Below are 14,837 nucleotides of genomic sequence, written 5' to 3'. Positions count from 1 at the left end.
GCCATGAGTAGCTCGAACATCCCAGCAGCCCCCGGCACCACTGCAGCCAACGTGGTCCACGAGGCCATCGACGAACGCCAGTACGTGCGCACCAAGCTCAATGCCCGGGTCAGGCTCAGCGCCCCCGGCCAGGCGCCCATCGACAGCACCCTGCAGGACATCTCCCTGGGCGGCCTGGGCCTGGTGCACAGCGCCCCGCTGAAGATCGGCAGCCTGTACAACGCCTCGATCCAGCTGCGCCTGAACCAGGTCGACCTGAACATCGACAGCCAGATCAAGATCGTCTCGCAGCGCGGCGCCGAAGTCGGCGCACAGTTCGTCGACCTCGACGCCCAGAAGCGCGACATCCTGCGCTACATCATCAGCGCCTACCTGTCGGGCGAAATTGCCGACGTCAACGGCCTGTTCAACGTGATGCAGCGCGAGAACTACATCAAGGAGCGCAAGCACAAGTACGCCAGCGCACGCAATGCAGGCGATCGCCTGCGCGCCATCGGCGGCACCCTGCTGTTCACCGCCGCCGGCATCGCCGCGCTGAGCTTCGTGGCCTACAAGAGCTACCTGCTGTTCTTCCGCATTCCGGCCGTGCAGGCCCAGGTCAGTGCCGATGCGCAGATCATCAGCATGCCCGACAACGGCTACGTGAAGTTCCTGCTGCAGCCTGGGCAGAGCGAGGTCAAGGCCGGCGAGCCGCTGGCCAACATCTCCACCCAGCTGGCCACCAGCTTCACCAGCCCGGCCGACATGAAGGCGCTGGCCGACCTCGCGCCCGGCGACCTGCAGACCCTGCTGGGGCGCGCCACCATCGAGACCGTGATCAACAGCCCGTGCGACTGCCAGGTGTACTTCCCCAGCACGCCCATGAACGGCTACGGCTACAAGCAGGCGCCGCTGCTGCACCTGCTGCCCAAGGACCAGCCGCTGTACGTCAGCGCCAACGTGCCGTTCGACAAGCTGAGCGACATCAGCCGGGTCAGATCCGTGGACCTGCAGGTATTCGGCCTGGACGAACGCTTCGGCGGCACCGTGGTGGACTCGCGGGTCGACGCACTGAACAAGAACCTCGCCCTGACCATCCGGCCGGACCGTCCGCTGCCACTGGCGGCCTACCAGAAACCGGTGGCGGTGGACCTGTACCTGGGCCTGCCGGCCTTGCCGTCGCTGTCGCACTGAAGGGCCCCCAGATGAAACCAATGACGCCCGCCTGGCTGCTGTTCACCGCCCTCGCCTGCACCGGCCCTGCCCTTGCCGGGCAAAGCCTGGAGCAGATCCGCTACGCGCTGTACAAGGACCCGCAAGCCGATGTGAGCGCCGATTTGCGCGTGCTCGCCGAGCGCGGTGACCTGGCGTCCAAGCAGTTGCTGGGCGATGTGCTGGCCAGCAGCGACAGCGCCAACCGCCAGGAGGCGATCCGCCTGTACCAGGAAGCGTTTGCCGAGGGGCGCGGCCTGGTGCCGGCGCTGGCCTCGCTGGCCCGCCTGCTTGACCGCAGCCCCGGCCTGCGCCAGCAGCAGCGCGCCTGGGTGGCCCAGGCGCTGACCCGCTACCCGGCCACCCTGGACCCGCGCAACACCAATGCCACGCTGGAAGTGTTCCTGACCTACCCGGACCTGGTGCCCACCGCCGAGGCCGCGCAGTTGCTGGCGCTGTACGAGCAGTCCTGCCTGCTCGACTGCCACCCCGAGCTGTACCGCGCGGTGGTCGCCGAGCGCCAGGGCGACCGCGCCGCTGCCGAGCACTGGTACCAGCAGGCGGTACGCGTCGACCCGCGTGGCGTCGACCGCTACTACGCCTTCCTCGGCGAGCGCCAGGACACCGCGTTCCCCGCCTTCGCCCGCACCCTGGAGCCCCGGATGGCGCAGTTGCCGGTGGAGATCGTGCACCGTATCGGCTCGTTGCTCGACACCATCAGCACCGTGCAGCGTGCCGACCAGCAAGCCGAACAGGATGAGCAGCTGGGCAACGCCATGGGTGCCCCAAGGCCTGCGCCCACCCCCGAACAGCAGGCCCGTGCAAAGGCCCTGGCCGATGAATGGGCGGCCGCCATGGCCGAGGTCCAGCGCTGGTTCGACAACGCCGCGCAGCGCGGTTTCGTGCCGGCGCTGGTGTCCAAGGCCAACTTCATGATCTCCAACCCCACCGAGCACAACGCCGACCAGGTACAGGCGCTGATTGCCCAGGTGCAGGCCAAGGACCCGACCCGGGCCAAGGCGCTCAATGCCTCGCTGTACATGGTCACCAACTGGCTGACCCTGGACCCGCAAAAGGCCCAGGTGCTGATCGACGAACTGATCGCCAGCAACTTTCGCGACGCGCACCTGCTGCTGGCCGACCTGTACAGCAAGGGCGGCCTCGACCAGCCCGACCAGGAGCGTGCCCTGGCGATCTATCAGGAACAGGCCGAGCGCGGCGCCACTGCCGCCTGGTACCGCATGGCCACCATCTACGCGAGCGGCCGCGCCATCTGCCACGACCCGGTCAAGGCCTACACCTACGCGCGCCTTGCCCTGGACCTGGGCGAGCGCCGCGCCCGCGGGCTGCTCAAGCGCCTGGACAAAACCCTGAAAACGGCTGACATCGAGCGCGCCATGGCGGCACGCAATGACCTGCTCAAGGAGACCACCCTGTGAAAGCGCATCCGTCCCTGTTTGGCGCCCTGCTCATGCTCGCGCCGCTGTACACCGCGTTCGCCGCCGAAGAAATCACCGGCCCCGAGGCCGACAGCAGCGAGCCGGTGCGGGTAGACGCCGACGCCAGCACGCCGGTGATCACCTCCGAATTCTTCAACAAGCTCACCGTGCAGACCGGCTACGGCCCCGAAGACTCCCAGGTGGGGCGCAGCCGCGAGAGCTTCTACAGCCTGCGCTACGAACCCTCGTTCGCCTGGTACTCGCCGGAAAAACGTTGGGCCAAGTGGATGGTCTACGGTCGCCTGTGGCTCAACTACGACTCCAGCCAGACGGCCAACAGCCAGAACGAAAGCACCAACGCCTTCGACCGCGAGCAGCCCGAAGGCTGGTACGCCGAGCTGCGCGAGCTGTACGTCAAGCGCAACCTGCTGGGCGACGACCCACGCTTCTCGCTGTCGGCCGGACGCCAGCGCTTTGCCGACGACTACGGCATCTGGTGGGACGACAGCATCGAATCGCTGCGTTTCGACTACAAGGACACCTTCGCCAAGGGCTTCTTCGCCGTGGCGCAGAAGTTCTACAACTACAACAGCGACGTCAACCGCCTGGCCGACAGCGAAGAACGCACCACCTACCTGATGGGCGAGTACGCCTACCGCTGGAGCGAGAACAACTGGGCCGGCACGCGCGTGATGTACGAAGACGACCACAGCGGGCACGACCCGCGTGACCGCTACGACTTCACCGGCATGCGCTACGGGCTGTTCTTCAAGGCCGACAACCTGCAGGTCAGCCCGCTGTTCAGCGACTACCACCTGGAACTGGCCGCACTCGACGGTAAGGTCGACAACACCGACGGCAACGGCCTGACCACCACCGGCCACAACGCCAGCGGCTGGGCGGCGCTGGGCGAGATCGGCAAACGCTTCGACGACCTGCCCTGGACCCCGCGCCTGGCCTTGCGCGGCGGGCTGACCGACAAGCCGAGCAACGAGAACGACGGCTTTCGTCTCAACACCATCCAGTCCGACCGCATCACCCGCCAGGGCTCCTACAGCACCCGCCTGGCCAGCTCGTTCGTCAGCCTCGACCTGCGCAACCTGAGCTACTACGGCTTTGCCGTGGAAACCCGGCCCACGCCGCGCAGCGCCCTGGATTTTCGCCTCACCGAACTCAAGCTGCGCGATGCCAGTGGCACCCTGCCGATCCGCGTCGACGGCGACCAGCGCAGCGCGCGCAACCAGGCCATCGCCCAGGGCAGCAACGGCAACGGCAAGCACGTGGGGCAGATGCTCGACCTCAACTACTACTGGAAGATGTTTCCGGTCGCCCTCGACGGCAAGCACCTGGACGTCAACACCCTGGTCAGCGCCAGCTACCTCAATGCCGGCAACGCGCTGGATACCGGTGACGACTACCAGCTGACGGTCGGCGTCGTGATCAGTTACTAAGGGCGGGCCCCGCGATGATTTTCGCCTCAAACGTGTTCCTGTTCCTCTACCTGCCGCTGTTCCTGGCGGTGTACTTCCTGGCGCGTGCGCCGTGGCGCTCCACGGTGATCGTCGCCGCCAGCTACATCTTCTATGCCTGGTGGCGCCCGGACTTCCTGCTGCTGTTCGTCGGCATCACCTACTGGAACTACTGGTTCGGCCTGCGCATCAAGGCGCGTCTGGACGCCGACGACAAGCGCTGGGCGTTCCGCCTGCTGTGGATCGGCATCATCGGCAACCTGTCGACCCTGGGCTATTTCAAGTACGCCAACTTCGGCGCCGAGGTGCTGGGCGCACTGCTGGCGCCGCTGGGCATCAACACCTTCACCCTGGAGACGATCTTCCTGCCGCTGGGCATCTCGTTCTACGTGTTCCATGCCCTGAGCTATATCGTCGACATCTACCGCAAGGACGCCACGCCCACCAACAACTTCATCGACTTCGCCGCATTCGTCGCGCTGTTCCCGCACCTGGTGGCCGGCCCGATCCTGCGCTACAGCCAACTGGCCCCGCAGCTGCGCCAGCGTACCCACTCGCTGGAGATGTTCTCGCTGGGGGTATGCCGGTTCATGCTCGGTTTCATCATGAAGGTGCTGATCGCCGACCAGCTGGCGCCGATCAACGTGCTGTTCATCAGCGAGGGCAGCCTGCAGCTGAGCGATGCCTGGTTCGGCCTGGTGGTGTCGACCCTGCAGCTGTACTTCGACTTCGCCGGCTACAGCCACATGGCCCTGGGCCTGGCGCTGATGATGGGCTTTCGCTTCCCGGAGAACTTCAACCAGCCCTACGTCTCGCAGAGCATCACCGAGTTCTGGAGCCGCTGGCACATGACCCTGGCGCACTTTCTGCGCGACTACGTGTACATGCCGCTGGTGCGCAAGCGCATCGCCGGGGCCATGCCGGCGCTGGTGTACACCATGCTGCTGTCGGGGCTGTGGCACGGCGCAAGCTTCGCCTTCATCTGCTGGGGGCTGTTCTTCGGCCTGGGCATGGTGATCGAGCGCAAGTTCAACCTGGCCACCAAGGTCACCACGCCCTACCGCCTGGGGCGCAACCTGCGCACCGGGTTGCTGATCATCCTGAGCATGCCGCTGTTCTTCACCAACGACCTGCGCCACAGCCTGGACATCTACCAGGCGCTGTTCGGCTTCAACGGCCTGGGCTCGCTGGAGCTCTACGTGCTGGGCGCCTCGAAGATGGCCATGTCGTTCGTGGCGGTGGCGCTGTGCTGGCTGATCCTGGCCGGTAGCAACAACGTGCGCTACTACGCCGGCAACAAGCAGCACTTCTTCATGGCCCATGTCGGCGGGCTCAAGGCCGTGCTGCTGTGGGCCGGCTTCGCGCTGGCGCTGAGCAGCCTGGCTGCGCACTCGTTCTCCCCCTTCCTCTACTTCCAGTTCTAGGAGACTGTCATGTACCCGGTGATGAACTCGGCAAGCAAGGTCAACGGCATTCTGTTCTGCCTGGTGCTGGCGGGGATGTTCGTCTACTCCCTGCCACCGGTTTTCAGTTTCGCGAAAAACCAGAGTGACGCCTGGAACCTGTTCGTCGACGGCAAGCTGCTGCGCAAGTTCGAGCAGGCCTACGACAAGCGCTTCTTCCTGCGTGAGCCCTCGGTGCAGCTGTGGGCCGACGCGCAGTACCTGCTGTTCAGGGAGGGCACCAAGGGCGTGGTACTGGGCAAGGACGGCTGGCTCTATACCTCCCAGGAATACCGTGTGCCCAATGATCTGGAGGCCAACCTGCAAGGCCAGCTGGCACAGATCGACGCCGTGCAGGCGCAACTGGCGCAGCACGGCAAGCGCCTGGTGCTGCTGCCGTTGCCGATGAAGCTGGACATCTATGCCGCGCATGCCGAGCACCCGTTCGATCCGCGCGCCATCAGCCTGTACGACCGCTTCGTGGCGCAGCTGCAGGCACGCAACGTCACGGTGACGCCGCTGCGCTCGGCGTTTCTGGACAACCTCGGCGGCCCGCCGCTGTTTCTCAAGTCCGACACCCACTGGAGCCCCGATGGCGCACGCCTGGCCGCCTTCGAACTGGCGCGCCAGCACCCGGAGCTGCTGGGCCAGGAGCGCTATGTGTCGCACCAGGTCGCGCAAAAGACCGTCAAGGGCGACCTGATGAACTACATCCAGTTCGACCAGAGCCGGCTGATGCCGGACTTTGGCGCCAACCAGATCGCCGTGTACGAAACCCTGAAGGCCGAACAGAGCAGCGATGAGCTGTTCGCCGACCAGGCCCAAAGCCTGCTGCTGGTAGGTACCAGCTACAGCAAGATCGACGACTGGAACTTCGTCGGTTTTCTCAAGGAAGCCCTCAACCGTGACCTGCTGAGCATTGCCGTGGAGGCCCGCGGGCCGTTCGAGGCAATGAACCAGTTTCTGGCCAGCGATGAGCTGGGCAACCCTGACATCGACACCGTGGTCTGGGAATTCCCGCTGCGCACCCTGCTGGCCCATCGGGTCAGCGGCCAGCGTCAGATGAACCAGACCCAACACTTCTAAGGAGATACACCATGACCCGTTCGCCACGCCAACTGCTCGCCGCCACCGCCCTGCTGCTGGTCAGCACCGCCAGCCTCGCCAACGACGGCAATGCCGACCTCTACGACGCCGTGGCCCCGGCCGACTCGGCCTTCGTGCGCGTGCTCAACCTGAGCGATCGCAGCATCGACGTGACCCTGAGCGGCAAGGTCAACCCACAGAAGGTCGCCCCCGGCCAGCTCAGCGGCTACCGCTTCACCCCTGCCGGCAGCCACAAGATCGCGGTCGACAAGCAGGCCATCGAGCCGCAGCTCAAGGCCAACGCCGCCAGCACCGTGGTGTATGACGGCAAGGGCCTGACCCTGATCGCCGACAAATACGTCAACGAACCGAAAAAGGCCCAGATCGCCTTCTACAACCTGACCCCCGCGCAGGCCGCCCTCAAGACCTCCGACGGCAAGACCTCGGTCATCGACCCGCTGGGCAAGGACCAGACCGGCAGCCGCCTGGTCAACGAAATCAAGATCGGCTTCGCCGCCTATGTCGATCAGCGCAACGTCGCCCAGTTCGACGACCTGTTCCTCAAGAAAGGCCGCTCGTACAGCTACGTGCTGCTGCCCGCCGCCAATGGCTACAAGAGCATCAGCGTGGCCAACAGCATCGACCCCACGCTGTAACCGCAGGCTGGCCTTGAACACAGGATGATGAACCGCGCATGAAGATCCTTACCTCCCTCGGCCTGATGGCCGTACTCGCTGCCGCCAGCCAGGCCGGCCAGGCCGCCGAGGCGCCCAGCACCGGCTGCACCAGCCTTGAGTGCATGGTCTGCCCGGCCCTGAGCGATCCGCAGAAATACGCCGAAGGGCGGATGAAACTGATGCGCGAGATCGTCCCGGGCAAGGACCGCTGGCTGTTCCGTTCGGCCGTCGACCTGACCAACGACTTCGGCATCCCCGCGCCCATGCGCCCGGAGTTCGCGCGCCTGATGGCCGCGTTCCGCCAGCAGGGTATCCACGTGGCCATGGCCGTGCAGCCCACCCGTGGGCTGATGCACCGCGACAAGCTCTACCCCGGGCAGTTGCACGGGTTCGACTTCGAGCGCGCCAGCAACAACCTGGCCAGCTACCTGCAGCAGCTGCGCAGCGGCGGCGCGGTGGTGCCCGACCTGATGCAACTGGTGCGCACCCCGCCGGCGGGCGAGTACTTCTTTCGCCGCGACCACCACTGGACCCCCAGCGGTGCCGAGGCCACCGCACGCCTGGTGGCCGATGAGGTGCGCCGCCAGCCGTTCTATGCCGACCTGACCAAGAAGCACTACCGCACCGAGCCCGGCGTGATGGTGCCCAAGGACGGCACCATGAACCTGGCGATGAGCAGCATCTGCGGCAACAACTACGGCTTCCAGTATGTGCGCGGCTACCAGACCATCCCGGTGGCCGACGATGCCGACGCACTGTTCGACGAAGCCCCCGACCCGCAGGTGATCCTGGTGGGCGACAGTAACGCCGCAGCCCGTGAGGACGAGAGCAAGCAGTTCAACTTCGACGGCTACCTCAAGCAGTACCTGGATGTCGACATCCTCAACTACGCCCTGCCCGGCGTTGGCCAGGACGGCTCGCTGCTCGAATACCTGCTTTCCGAGAACTACAAGCCCGACGCACCGCCCAGACTGATCATCTGGGAGCTGCCGGCCAACTACCAGCTGGAGTCCGACCAGATGTACCGCCAGCTGATTCCGGCGGTCAAGGGCGGTTGCAGCACCTCCACACCGGTGCTGGGCAACCGCCTGCAGCGCCCGGCGCTGCGCGTCAACGACCGCATCGAACTGCTGAGCAACGCCGGCGAAAGCCGCAAGGCACTGGGCAGCGGCCAGGGCTTTCTGGACATCCGCATCAGCGACAAGAACGTCAAGGACTTCTACGTGATCGTGTATTACGACAACGGTGCCCGCGACAAGGTGTGGTTTCGCCGCGAGGCGGCCGTCAGCGGTGGCCAGTACTACCTGGAGCTGAGCAAGGCCAAGGAGTTCGCCGGGGCCAACCTGCTCTCGGTGTTCCTCGAACCGACCAAGCCGAGCCAGGCCGCCACCCAGGTGGAAACCCGTCTATGCCTCTGAAGCCCTGGCTGGTCGCCACCCTGGGCCTGTGCGCCGGGTTGCAGCTGGGCAGCAGCCTGGCCGCGCAATCGATCTGGCCGGCGCGGGCCACCGCCCAGTCGGCGATGATCGCCGACTACCGCACCCTGCAGTGCAGCAAACAGCCGCCGCCACCGTACACCGCCAGCCTGCGCATGCAGAGCAAGTACGACCAGCGCGATGCCAGCAAGTCGACCCTGCGCAGCCGCCCCGATGCCGACACCGAGGCGGCGAGCAAGCAGGTCAAGCAGTTCATCGCCGGGCTGATCTTCGCCAGCAAGCGTTTCCAGCGCGCCAAGACCCCGCAACAGGCCAACATGGCCCTGGCCTGCCAGGACCAGTGGCTGGAGCACTGGGCGCAGGCCGGTGCCCTGCTCAACCCGGATGCCAGCAGCACCGGCATGGCGGCGCGCAAGTGGGCGGTGGCGGCCATGGCCTCGACGCTGCTGCTGACCCAGGCCGCCAGCAACGGCAAGGTGCAGCTGTCGCCGGCCCAGACGCGCTGGTTCGAACAGCTCGGCGAACTGATCATCCGCGAGTACCAGCCACGCCAGGCCGCCAGCTTCACCTGGTTCAACAACCACGACTACTGGGCCGCCTGGGCCGTGGCCGCCAGCGGCATGCTGGTGCAGCGCGACGACTTCATCCGCTGGGCCGACGGCAATCTGCGTCGCGGCCTGCAGCAGGCGGTGCGCAGCGGGGACGGCAGCTATGCCTACCTGCCGCTGGAAGTGGCGCGGGCCCGGCTTGCCGCCACCTACAGCCAGTACGCGCTGGTGCCGCTGGTGCTGCTGGCCGAGTCGGCGCGGGCCAATGGCCTGCCCTGGAGCGAACACGACCAGCAGACCCTGGAGCTGCTGGGCAACTTCGCCGCACGCACGGTGCTCGACCCCGGCCCGCTGCCCGAACTGATGGGCCAGGCCCAGACCGAGGTAGCCCCCTACAAGCTGGCCTGGCTGATCCCGTTCCTGTACCGCGCGCCCAACAACCGCCTGGCCCGCCAGCTGTACAAAAGCGAGGACGGCAACGTCGACAACTACAGTCAGATCGGCGGCCCGCTCAAGCCCTTCTACCCCCCTTTGCCGTAACCCAAGGACGAATCGCCATGGCCCAGCCTGCCCGCATTTTCCGCTTTACCCGACTGGCCGGCCTGCTGCTGGCCGGCCTCGCCGGCGTGGCCCACGCCGCCCCCCAGGGCCTGCCGATGCAGCAGGCACTGCGCGTGGTCAGCCCCAACGACTACCAGGCGCAGGTGCAACAGGTGCAGGCCAGCACCCGCGAAGCGGTGAGCTTCACCCTGCAGGAACGCCCGCGCCCCGGCGGGCGTGCCACTGTCAGCCTGCAACCGATGTTCTCGGCCCAGGGCGGCAGCTGGCCGTTCGAGCCGTTCGTCAACAACGGCCTGTTCCGCGCCGTGGCCGGCTACCAGGCGCACCACCCGCAGGCGGTGTTGATCCAGGGTGGCAGCATCACCCTGGCGCAGTTGGCCGACACCCTGAACAACCCGCAGGTACTCAAGCGCTACAAGGACGGCTATCTGCTCAGCTACCCGCTGATGATCGCCGCCGATGGCGGGCTGGTGCTGGAGGGCACCAGCCTGTACCTCTACAGCTATTCGGGCACGGCCCTGATCAACCAGGGCTGGCTGGGCCTGAACCAGTCGCGCCTGGAAAGCGTGGCCGGCGACAAGGCCGGCAACACCGAGCGCGCCTGGCGTCCGTTCGTGGTGGCCTGGGCCGGCAGCCATACCCAGCTGATCGGCGCCACCCTCAACCGCCTGGGCTACAACGCCAACCTGTCGCGGGGCCTGACCACTGCCCTGAGCAGCCAGCAATCGCCGGCCACCCGGCCGGCCAGCGTGCTGATACGCGACAGCCAGTTCAGCGAGCTGTCGGCGGTGGAGCTGCAGCACAGCCGTGGGGTGATCGAGGGCAGCCGCTTCGAAAGTGCCCAGCAGTATGGCGTGGACGTGCGCGACAGCCAGATGCGCATGGCGCACAACCAGATTCGCGGGGTCGACAACAACAGCGGCATCCGCCTGCGCGGGCAGACCCGCGCCTGGCTCGACGACAACCTGATCCTGGGCACGCACAAGGCCGCCATCGAGGTCAGCGACCAGCAAGGCGCCCTGCTGCTGAGCGGCAACCGCATCGGCGCCAGCCGCGGCAACGGCGTGCTGCTGCGCAACCTCAAGGGCGAGATGCCGGTGCTGATCGAAGGCAACTTCATCGGCAACAGCCAGGGCAGCGCGGTGGACGCCAGCGACGTGGCTGGCGCGGTCATGCTGGAAAACCACATCGGCAACACCCCCGAGTACGCCATCAGCCTGCGCAACACCCAGCCGCTGGCCGGGCCGCTGATTCTGGGCGGCAACACCCTGGGCCGGGTGGGCAAGGCGGTGGTTCGGGTGGAAGGCATGGACCAGGTGCTGCTGGGCAGCAACCGTTTCGAGGGCAAGCCATTGCTGCAGAACCTGCTGATCGGCGACCTGCTGCCGGTGCAGGGCCCCTTGCTCGACGCCACCGTGCGCCAGGGCTGCGTGGTGCAGGTACGCCGGGTGGCCGCCGGTACCCCGCAGCCGGGGCTGACCTGCGTGCAGAGTGCTAGCCGATAACCCGCTGCATGCGCACGAAGCATTCGTCCTCACCCTGCGCGACGAAGCCGTGGCGCAGGTACAGGGCCTGGGCCGGATTGCTCTTGAACACGGTCAGGCGCAGCAGCGGCAGATGGCGCCTGCCGGCCCATTCGGCCAGTTGCTCCAGCACCCAGCCACCGATACCCTTGCCGCGGGCGGCCTCGACCAGGTGCAGTTCGCGGATGTACAGCGCACGGCTGTCCTGGCTGAGGCTGCAGAAGCCCAGGGGCTGTCCGGCGTCGACAATCAGCCATTGCTCGCGCCAGCCCCAGGCCTGGTCGAAGGCTTCCTCCAGCCAGAGCAGATCGAATTCGCGGTAGTACGCCAGCATGGCGCGGCGCGTGAGGTCGCGGGCGAAGGTTCGGTGCAGGTCGGTGGCGGGGGTCAGGGTTGGGGTCATTTGGGTGCCCGTCAGGGGATTTTCGGCGCGGCCATCGCAGGTCAAGCCCGCTGCCACAGGTAAGGCGGGGCCTTGTGGGAGCGGGCTTGACCCGCGATGGCCGTAACGCAGATTCAGAGAGTCACACTTTAGGCCCCAGCTCATCGGCATAGCAAACCGGCGAACTCCCGGGCCCCTGGCGATCCAGCTCATCCTCCAGCCACTGGGCCAGCACCCGCGCATTGTTGTGCTGTTCATCCTTGAACGCGTACACCAGGGTCAGGGTGCCGCCACGGGCCTTGTCCAGCAGCCCCCACCAATGCTGCGGCCGGTCGGCCAGCTCCTGGCGATACCGCTGGCAGAACCCGTCGTAGTCCACCTCACCGCGGTGAAAGGCCTGGCGCAACGCCGACGACGGCGCCACCTCCGGTAGCCAGGCACTCAGGTGCAACTGATCCTTGCGCCGGTTGCGCGGCCACATCCGATCCACCAGCACCCGCTCGCCATCCTGCGGCGCAGGCGCCTCATAGGCCCGTTTGCACTGAATCATCGGCACGTTCCTCCCACTGCCTGGGTACAAGCGTAGCTGGGCAACCCGCGTTTTTGTTGATCGAAGTCACTATGCCATCACTCAGGGTTTTTATCCTTGATGCGCCAGGCACGACTTCCACCCTACCGGACCCGTCTAATGACAACCCCGATCAGCACCACCCTTGACTCCGCGGGTGGCCGCCCCTCCCTTGCACAACTGGCCACCCGCCCCGGCCGCGCCTCCGTCACCCTGTTCGTCTGCCTGTTGCTGGGGGGCCTGGTGTACACCGCCTGGAGCCTGTTCCGCGACATCGATGCCGCCGGTACCGTGGTCACCACCTGGACGCCCTTCCTGCTACTGGGCCTGGCACTGCTGATTGCCCTGGGTTTCGAATTCGTCAACGGTTTCCACGACACCGCCAACGCCGTGGCCACCGTGATCTACACCAACTCGCTGCCGGCGCAGTTCGCCGTGGTGTGGTCGGGGTGCTGGAATTTCATCGGGGTGCTGCTGTCCAGCGGCGCGGTGGCCTTCGGCATCATTGCCCTGCTGCCGGTGGAGCTGATCCTGCAGGTGGGTTCGGCCACCGGCTTTGCCATGGTCTTCGCCCTGCTGCTGGCCGCGATCATCTGGAACCTGGGCACCTGGTGGCTGGGGCTGCCGGCCTCCTCCTCGCACACCCTGATCGGCTCGATCATCGGCGTGGGCGTGGCCAATGCGCTGATGAACGGGCGCGACGGCACCAGCGGCGTGGACTGGACCCAGGCCAGCAAGGTGGGCTACGCGCTGCTGTTCTCGCCCCTGGTGGGCTTTGCCTGCGCGGCGCTGCTGCTGGTGGGCCTGCGCATGCTGGTCAAGCGCCGCGAGCTGTACCAGGCGCCGGTCGGCGACGCCCCGCCGCCCTGGTGGATTCGCGGCCTGCTGATCGCCACCTGCACCGGGGTGTCGTTCGCCCACGGCTCCAACGACGGGCAGAAGGGCATGGGCCTGATCATGCTGATTCTGGTGGGTACCCTGCCGATGGCCTACGCGCTGAACCGCACCATGCCGGCCGACCAGTCGCTGCAGTTTGCCGCCGTGGCCCAGGCCACCCAGCAGCAGTTGCTCGGCCAGTCGGCGCAGCCCCATGTCGGCGACCCGCGCGCCACCCTCACCCTGTACCTGCGCGAGCGGCAACCGAGCCCCGAGCTGGTACCGGCCCTGGCGGCACTGGCCGGCCTGATCGGCGAGGAAGTCGCAGGCTACGGCTCGCTGACCCACGTACCGGCCGAGGCCATGGCCAACGTGCGCAACGACATGTACCTGACCAGCGAAGCCATCCGCCTGATGCAAAAGCACCAGCACGGCGGGCTCGACGCGGCCGCCACCGCGCAGGTGCAGCTGTTCAAGAGCCGCATCGACGACGCCACCCGGTTCATTCCGTTGTGGGTCAAGGTGGCGGTGGCGATTGCCCTTGGGCTGGGCACGATGGTCGGCTGGCGGCGCATCGTGGTCACGGTGGGCGAAAAGATCGGCAAGACCCACCTCACCTACGCCCAGGGGGCTTCGGCGGAGCTGGTGGCGATGTGCACCATCGGTGCGGCGGACATGTACGGGCTGCCGGTGTCGACCACCCACGTACTGTCGTCCGGGGTGGCCGGCACCATGGTGGCCAACGGTTCGGGCCTGCAGTTGCGCACCATCGCCAACCTGGCGATGGCCTGGGTACTGACCCTGCCCGCAGCGATCATGCTGTCGGGCGGGCTGTACTGGCTGCTGACCCGGCTGCTGTAGGCCTCAGCGCTGGCCGACGGCAGCATTGCCGTGGGAGATGATCACTTCGACGCGGCGGTTGAGCTGACGCGACTGCGCGTCGGCGTTGGAGGCCACCGGGTACTCCTTGCCATAGCCGGCACTGATGATGCGCCCGGCATCCACCCCGTTGCGGCGCAGGGCGTTGGTCACAGCCGCTGCGCGACGCTCTGACAGCTGCTGGTTGAGGCTGTCGCTGCCGGTCGAGTCGGTGAAGCCCTCGACCCGTACCTTGCGCTCCGGGTTGGCACGCAGGTACTCGGCCAGCTGGTCGATGTTGCGCTGGCTGCCAGCCTTGAGCTCGGCACGCCCGGTGTCGAACAGTACATCGCCGAAGGTCACCACGGTGCCACGCTCGGTCTGCTTGGCCTTGAGCTGCTGCAGGGCCTTGAGCTGCGCGGTACGCACGTCCAGGCGGGCCTGGGTGCGCTGCGCCTCGATGCCCTGCAGGCCGGCTTCGGCCTGGCGCAGGGCAATGGTCTGCTCGGCGACGGCGATCTTCTGGTTGGCCAGATAGGCCAGCTGCTCGATCTGCGGGGCCTTGCGGTCCTTGATCGAAGCCAGCTCGGCCTTGCCCAGGGCATTGAACGCATCCTTGGTTTCCAGTGCCGCCAGGCGGCTGGACTCCGGCTTGCTCTGCAGCACGCTGAAGTGCTCGCGGGCTTGCAGCAGGCCAGGGTTTTCGGCGGTAGTGCTGCAACCGGCGAGCAACAGGCCCATCACGGAAACGGCAGGCAACAGGTATTTGACGGACATGACG

At 66.7% G+C, this 14,837-nt stretch carries 13 protein-coding genes; 10 read left to right on the top strand and 3 right to left on the bottom strand.

Annotated features, from left to right (window positions below):
• Positions 1–3 precede the first annotated feature (3 nt).
• The 9 genes from N0B28_RS09955 to N0B28_RS09915 are packed head-to-tail and all read left to right on the top strand — an operon-like array spanning position 4 to position 11,354.
• Positions 4–1,173, top strand: a complete 1,170-nt coding sequence (locus tag N0B28_RS09955; protein WP_229590236.1) for a PilZ domain-containing protein — start codon at positions 4–6, stop codon at positions 1,171–1,173.
• Positions 1,174–1,184: 11 nt separating this feature from the next.
• On the top strand, positions 1,185–2,630 hold the full coding sequence (locus tag N0B28_RS09950; protein ID WP_052504205.1) for a sel1 repeat family protein: 1,446 nt from the start codon (positions 1,185–1,187) through the stop codon (positions 2,628–2,630).
• Entirely contained in the window at positions 2,627–4,081 is a 1,455-nt protein-coding gene (locus N0B28_RS09945; RefSeq protein WP_043860261.1) for an alginate biosynthesis protein AlgE, read from the top strand. The genes N0B28_RS09950 and N0B28_RS09945 overlap by 4 nt, the downstream gene beginning before the upstream one ends.
• A 14-nt stretch (positions 4,082–4,095) precedes the next feature.
• Positions 4,096–5,523 carry an MBOAT family O-acyltransferase gene (locus tag N0B28_RS09940; RefSeq protein ID WP_275731613.1) on the top strand — a complete coding sequence of 476 codons (1,428 nt, stop codon included), beginning with the start codon at positions 4,096–4,098 and terminating at the stop codon, positions 5,521–5,523.
• A 9-nt stretch (positions 5,524–5,532) separates the two neighbouring features.
• Positions 5,533–6,627 carry an alginate O-acetyltransferase gene (locus N0B28_RS09935; protein ID WP_043860259.1) on the top strand — a complete coding sequence of 365 codons (1,095 nt, stop codon included), beginning with the start codon at positions 5,533–5,535 and terminating at the stop codon, positions 6,625–6,627.
• 11 nt (positions 6,628–6,638) lie between these two features.
• Positions 6,639–7,283 (top strand): alginate O-acetyltransferase AlgF, encoded by a 645-nt coding sequence (locus N0B28_RS09930; RefSeq protein ID WP_043860258.1) that lies wholly within the window; start codon positions 6,639–6,641, stop codon positions 7,281–7,283.
• Positions 7,284–7,321: 38 nt separating this feature from the next.
• The gene (locus N0B28_RS09925; RefSeq protein WP_058540405.1) at positions 7,322–8,722 is read left to right on the top strand and encodes an alginate biosynthesis protein AlgX; all 1,401 of its coding nucleotides are present in this window, start codon (positions 7,322–7,324) and stop codon (positions 8,720–8,722) included.
• A complete protein-coding gene (locus N0B28_RS09920) occupies positions 8,713–9,828 on the top strand; it encodes a polysaccharide lyase (protein ID WP_275731611.1) in 1,116 nt (371 codons plus the stop codon). The genes N0B28_RS09925 and N0B28_RS09920 overlap by 10 nt, the downstream gene beginning before the upstream one ends.
• 17 nt (positions 9,829–9,845) lie before the next feature.
• On the top strand, positions 9,846–11,354 hold the full coding sequence (locus N0B28_RS09915; RefSeq protein ID WP_255000040.1) for a right-handed parallel beta-helix repeat-containing protein: 1,509 nt from the start codon (positions 9,846–9,848) through the stop codon (positions 11,352–11,354).
• Here the strand turns inward: N0B28_RS09915 and N0B28_RS09910 are convergent.
• Positions 11,344–11,775, bottom strand: a complete 432-nt coding sequence (locus N0B28_RS09910; RefSeq protein ID WP_054916520.1) for a GNAT family N-acetyltransferase — start codon at positions 11,773–11,775, stop codon at positions 11,344–11,346. The two genes, N0B28_RS09915 and N0B28_RS09910, sit on opposite strands and share 11 nt — an antisense overlap.
• Positions 11,776–11,896: 121 nt before the next feature.
• A complete protein-coding gene (locus tag N0B28_RS09905) occupies positions 11,897–12,304 on the bottom strand; it encodes a DUF488 family protein (RefSeq protein ID WP_054916493.1) in 408 nt (135 codons plus the stop codon).
• A gap of 138 nt (positions 12,305–12,442) precedes the next feature.
• On the opposite strand from N0B28_RS09905, the gene N0B28_RS09900 reads away from it, so the two are divergent.
• Positions 12,443–14,059, top strand: a complete 1,617-nt coding sequence (locus tag N0B28_RS09900) for an inorganic phosphate transporter (RefSeq protein ID WP_100632490.1) — start codon at positions 12,443–12,445, stop codon at positions 14,057–14,059.
• Positions 14,060–14,062: 3 nt separating this feature from the next.
• Here the strand turns inward: N0B28_RS09900 and N0B28_RS09895 are convergent, their stop codons facing one another.
• A complete protein-coding gene (locus tag N0B28_RS09895; RefSeq protein ID WP_043861092.1) occupies positions 14,063–14,833 on the bottom strand; it encodes an OmpA family protein in 771 nt (256 codons plus the stop codon).
• Positions 14,834–14,837: the final 4 nt, after the last annotated feature.

Origin of the sequence: Pseudomonas sp. SD17-1, assembly GCF_029201585.1 — a bacterium.
GTDB lineage: Bacteria > Pseudomonadota > Gammaproteobacteria > Pseudomonadales > Pseudomonadaceae > Aquipseudomonas > Aquipseudomonas palmensis.
Note: the sequence above shows the minus strand (reverse complement) of the source record. Positions and strands in the feature narration are given on the sequence as shown.

Coding starts and splice junctions, on each gene's coding strand:
- N0B28_RS09955 (WP_229590236.1), top strand. CDS start 4: ATGAGTAGCTCGAACATCCCAGCAGCCCCCGGCACCACTGCAGCCAAC.
- N0B28_RS09920 (WP_275731611.1), top strand. CDS start 8,713: ATGCCTCTGAAGCCCTGGCTGGTCGCCACCCTGGGCCTGTGCGCCGGG.
- N0B28_RS09940 (WP_275731613.1), top strand. CDS start 4,096: ATGATTTTCGCCTCAAACGTGTTCCTGTTCCTCTACCTGCCGCTGTTC.
- N0B28_RS09905 (WP_054916493.1), bottom strand. CDS start 12,304: ATGATTCAGTGCAAACGGGCCTATGAGGCGCCTGCGCCGCAGGATGGC.
- N0B28_RS09930 (WP_043860258.1), top strand. CDS start 6,639: ATGACCCGTTCGCCACGCCAACTGCTCGCCGCCACCGCCCTGCTGCTG.
- N0B28_RS09925 (WP_058540405.1), top strand. CDS start 7,322: ATGAAGATCCTTACCTCCCTCGGCCTGATGGCCGTACTCGCTGCCGCC.
- N0B28_RS09900 (WP_100632490.1), top strand. CDS start 12,443: ATGACAACCCCGATCAGCACCACCCTTGACTCCGCGGGTGGCCGCCCC.
- N0B28_RS09915 (WP_255000040.1), top strand. CDS start 9,846: ATGGCCCAGCCTGCCCGCATTTTCCGCTTTACCCGACTGGCCGGCCTG.
- N0B28_RS09950 (WP_052504205.1), top strand. CDS start 1,185: ATGAAACCAATGACGCCCGCCTGGCTGCTGTTCACCGCCCTCGCCTGC.
- N0B28_RS09910 (WP_054916520.1), bottom strand. CDS start 11,775: ATGACCCCAACCCTGACCCCCGCCACCGACCTGCACCGAACCTTCGCC.
- N0B28_RS09935 (WP_043860259.1), top strand. CDS start 5,533: ATGTACCCGGTGATGAACTCGGCAAGCAAGGTCAACGGCATTCTGTTC.
- N0B28_RS09895 (WP_043861092.1), bottom strand. CDS start 14,833: ATGTCCGTCAAATACCTGTTGCCTGCCGTTTCCGTGATGGGCCTGTTG.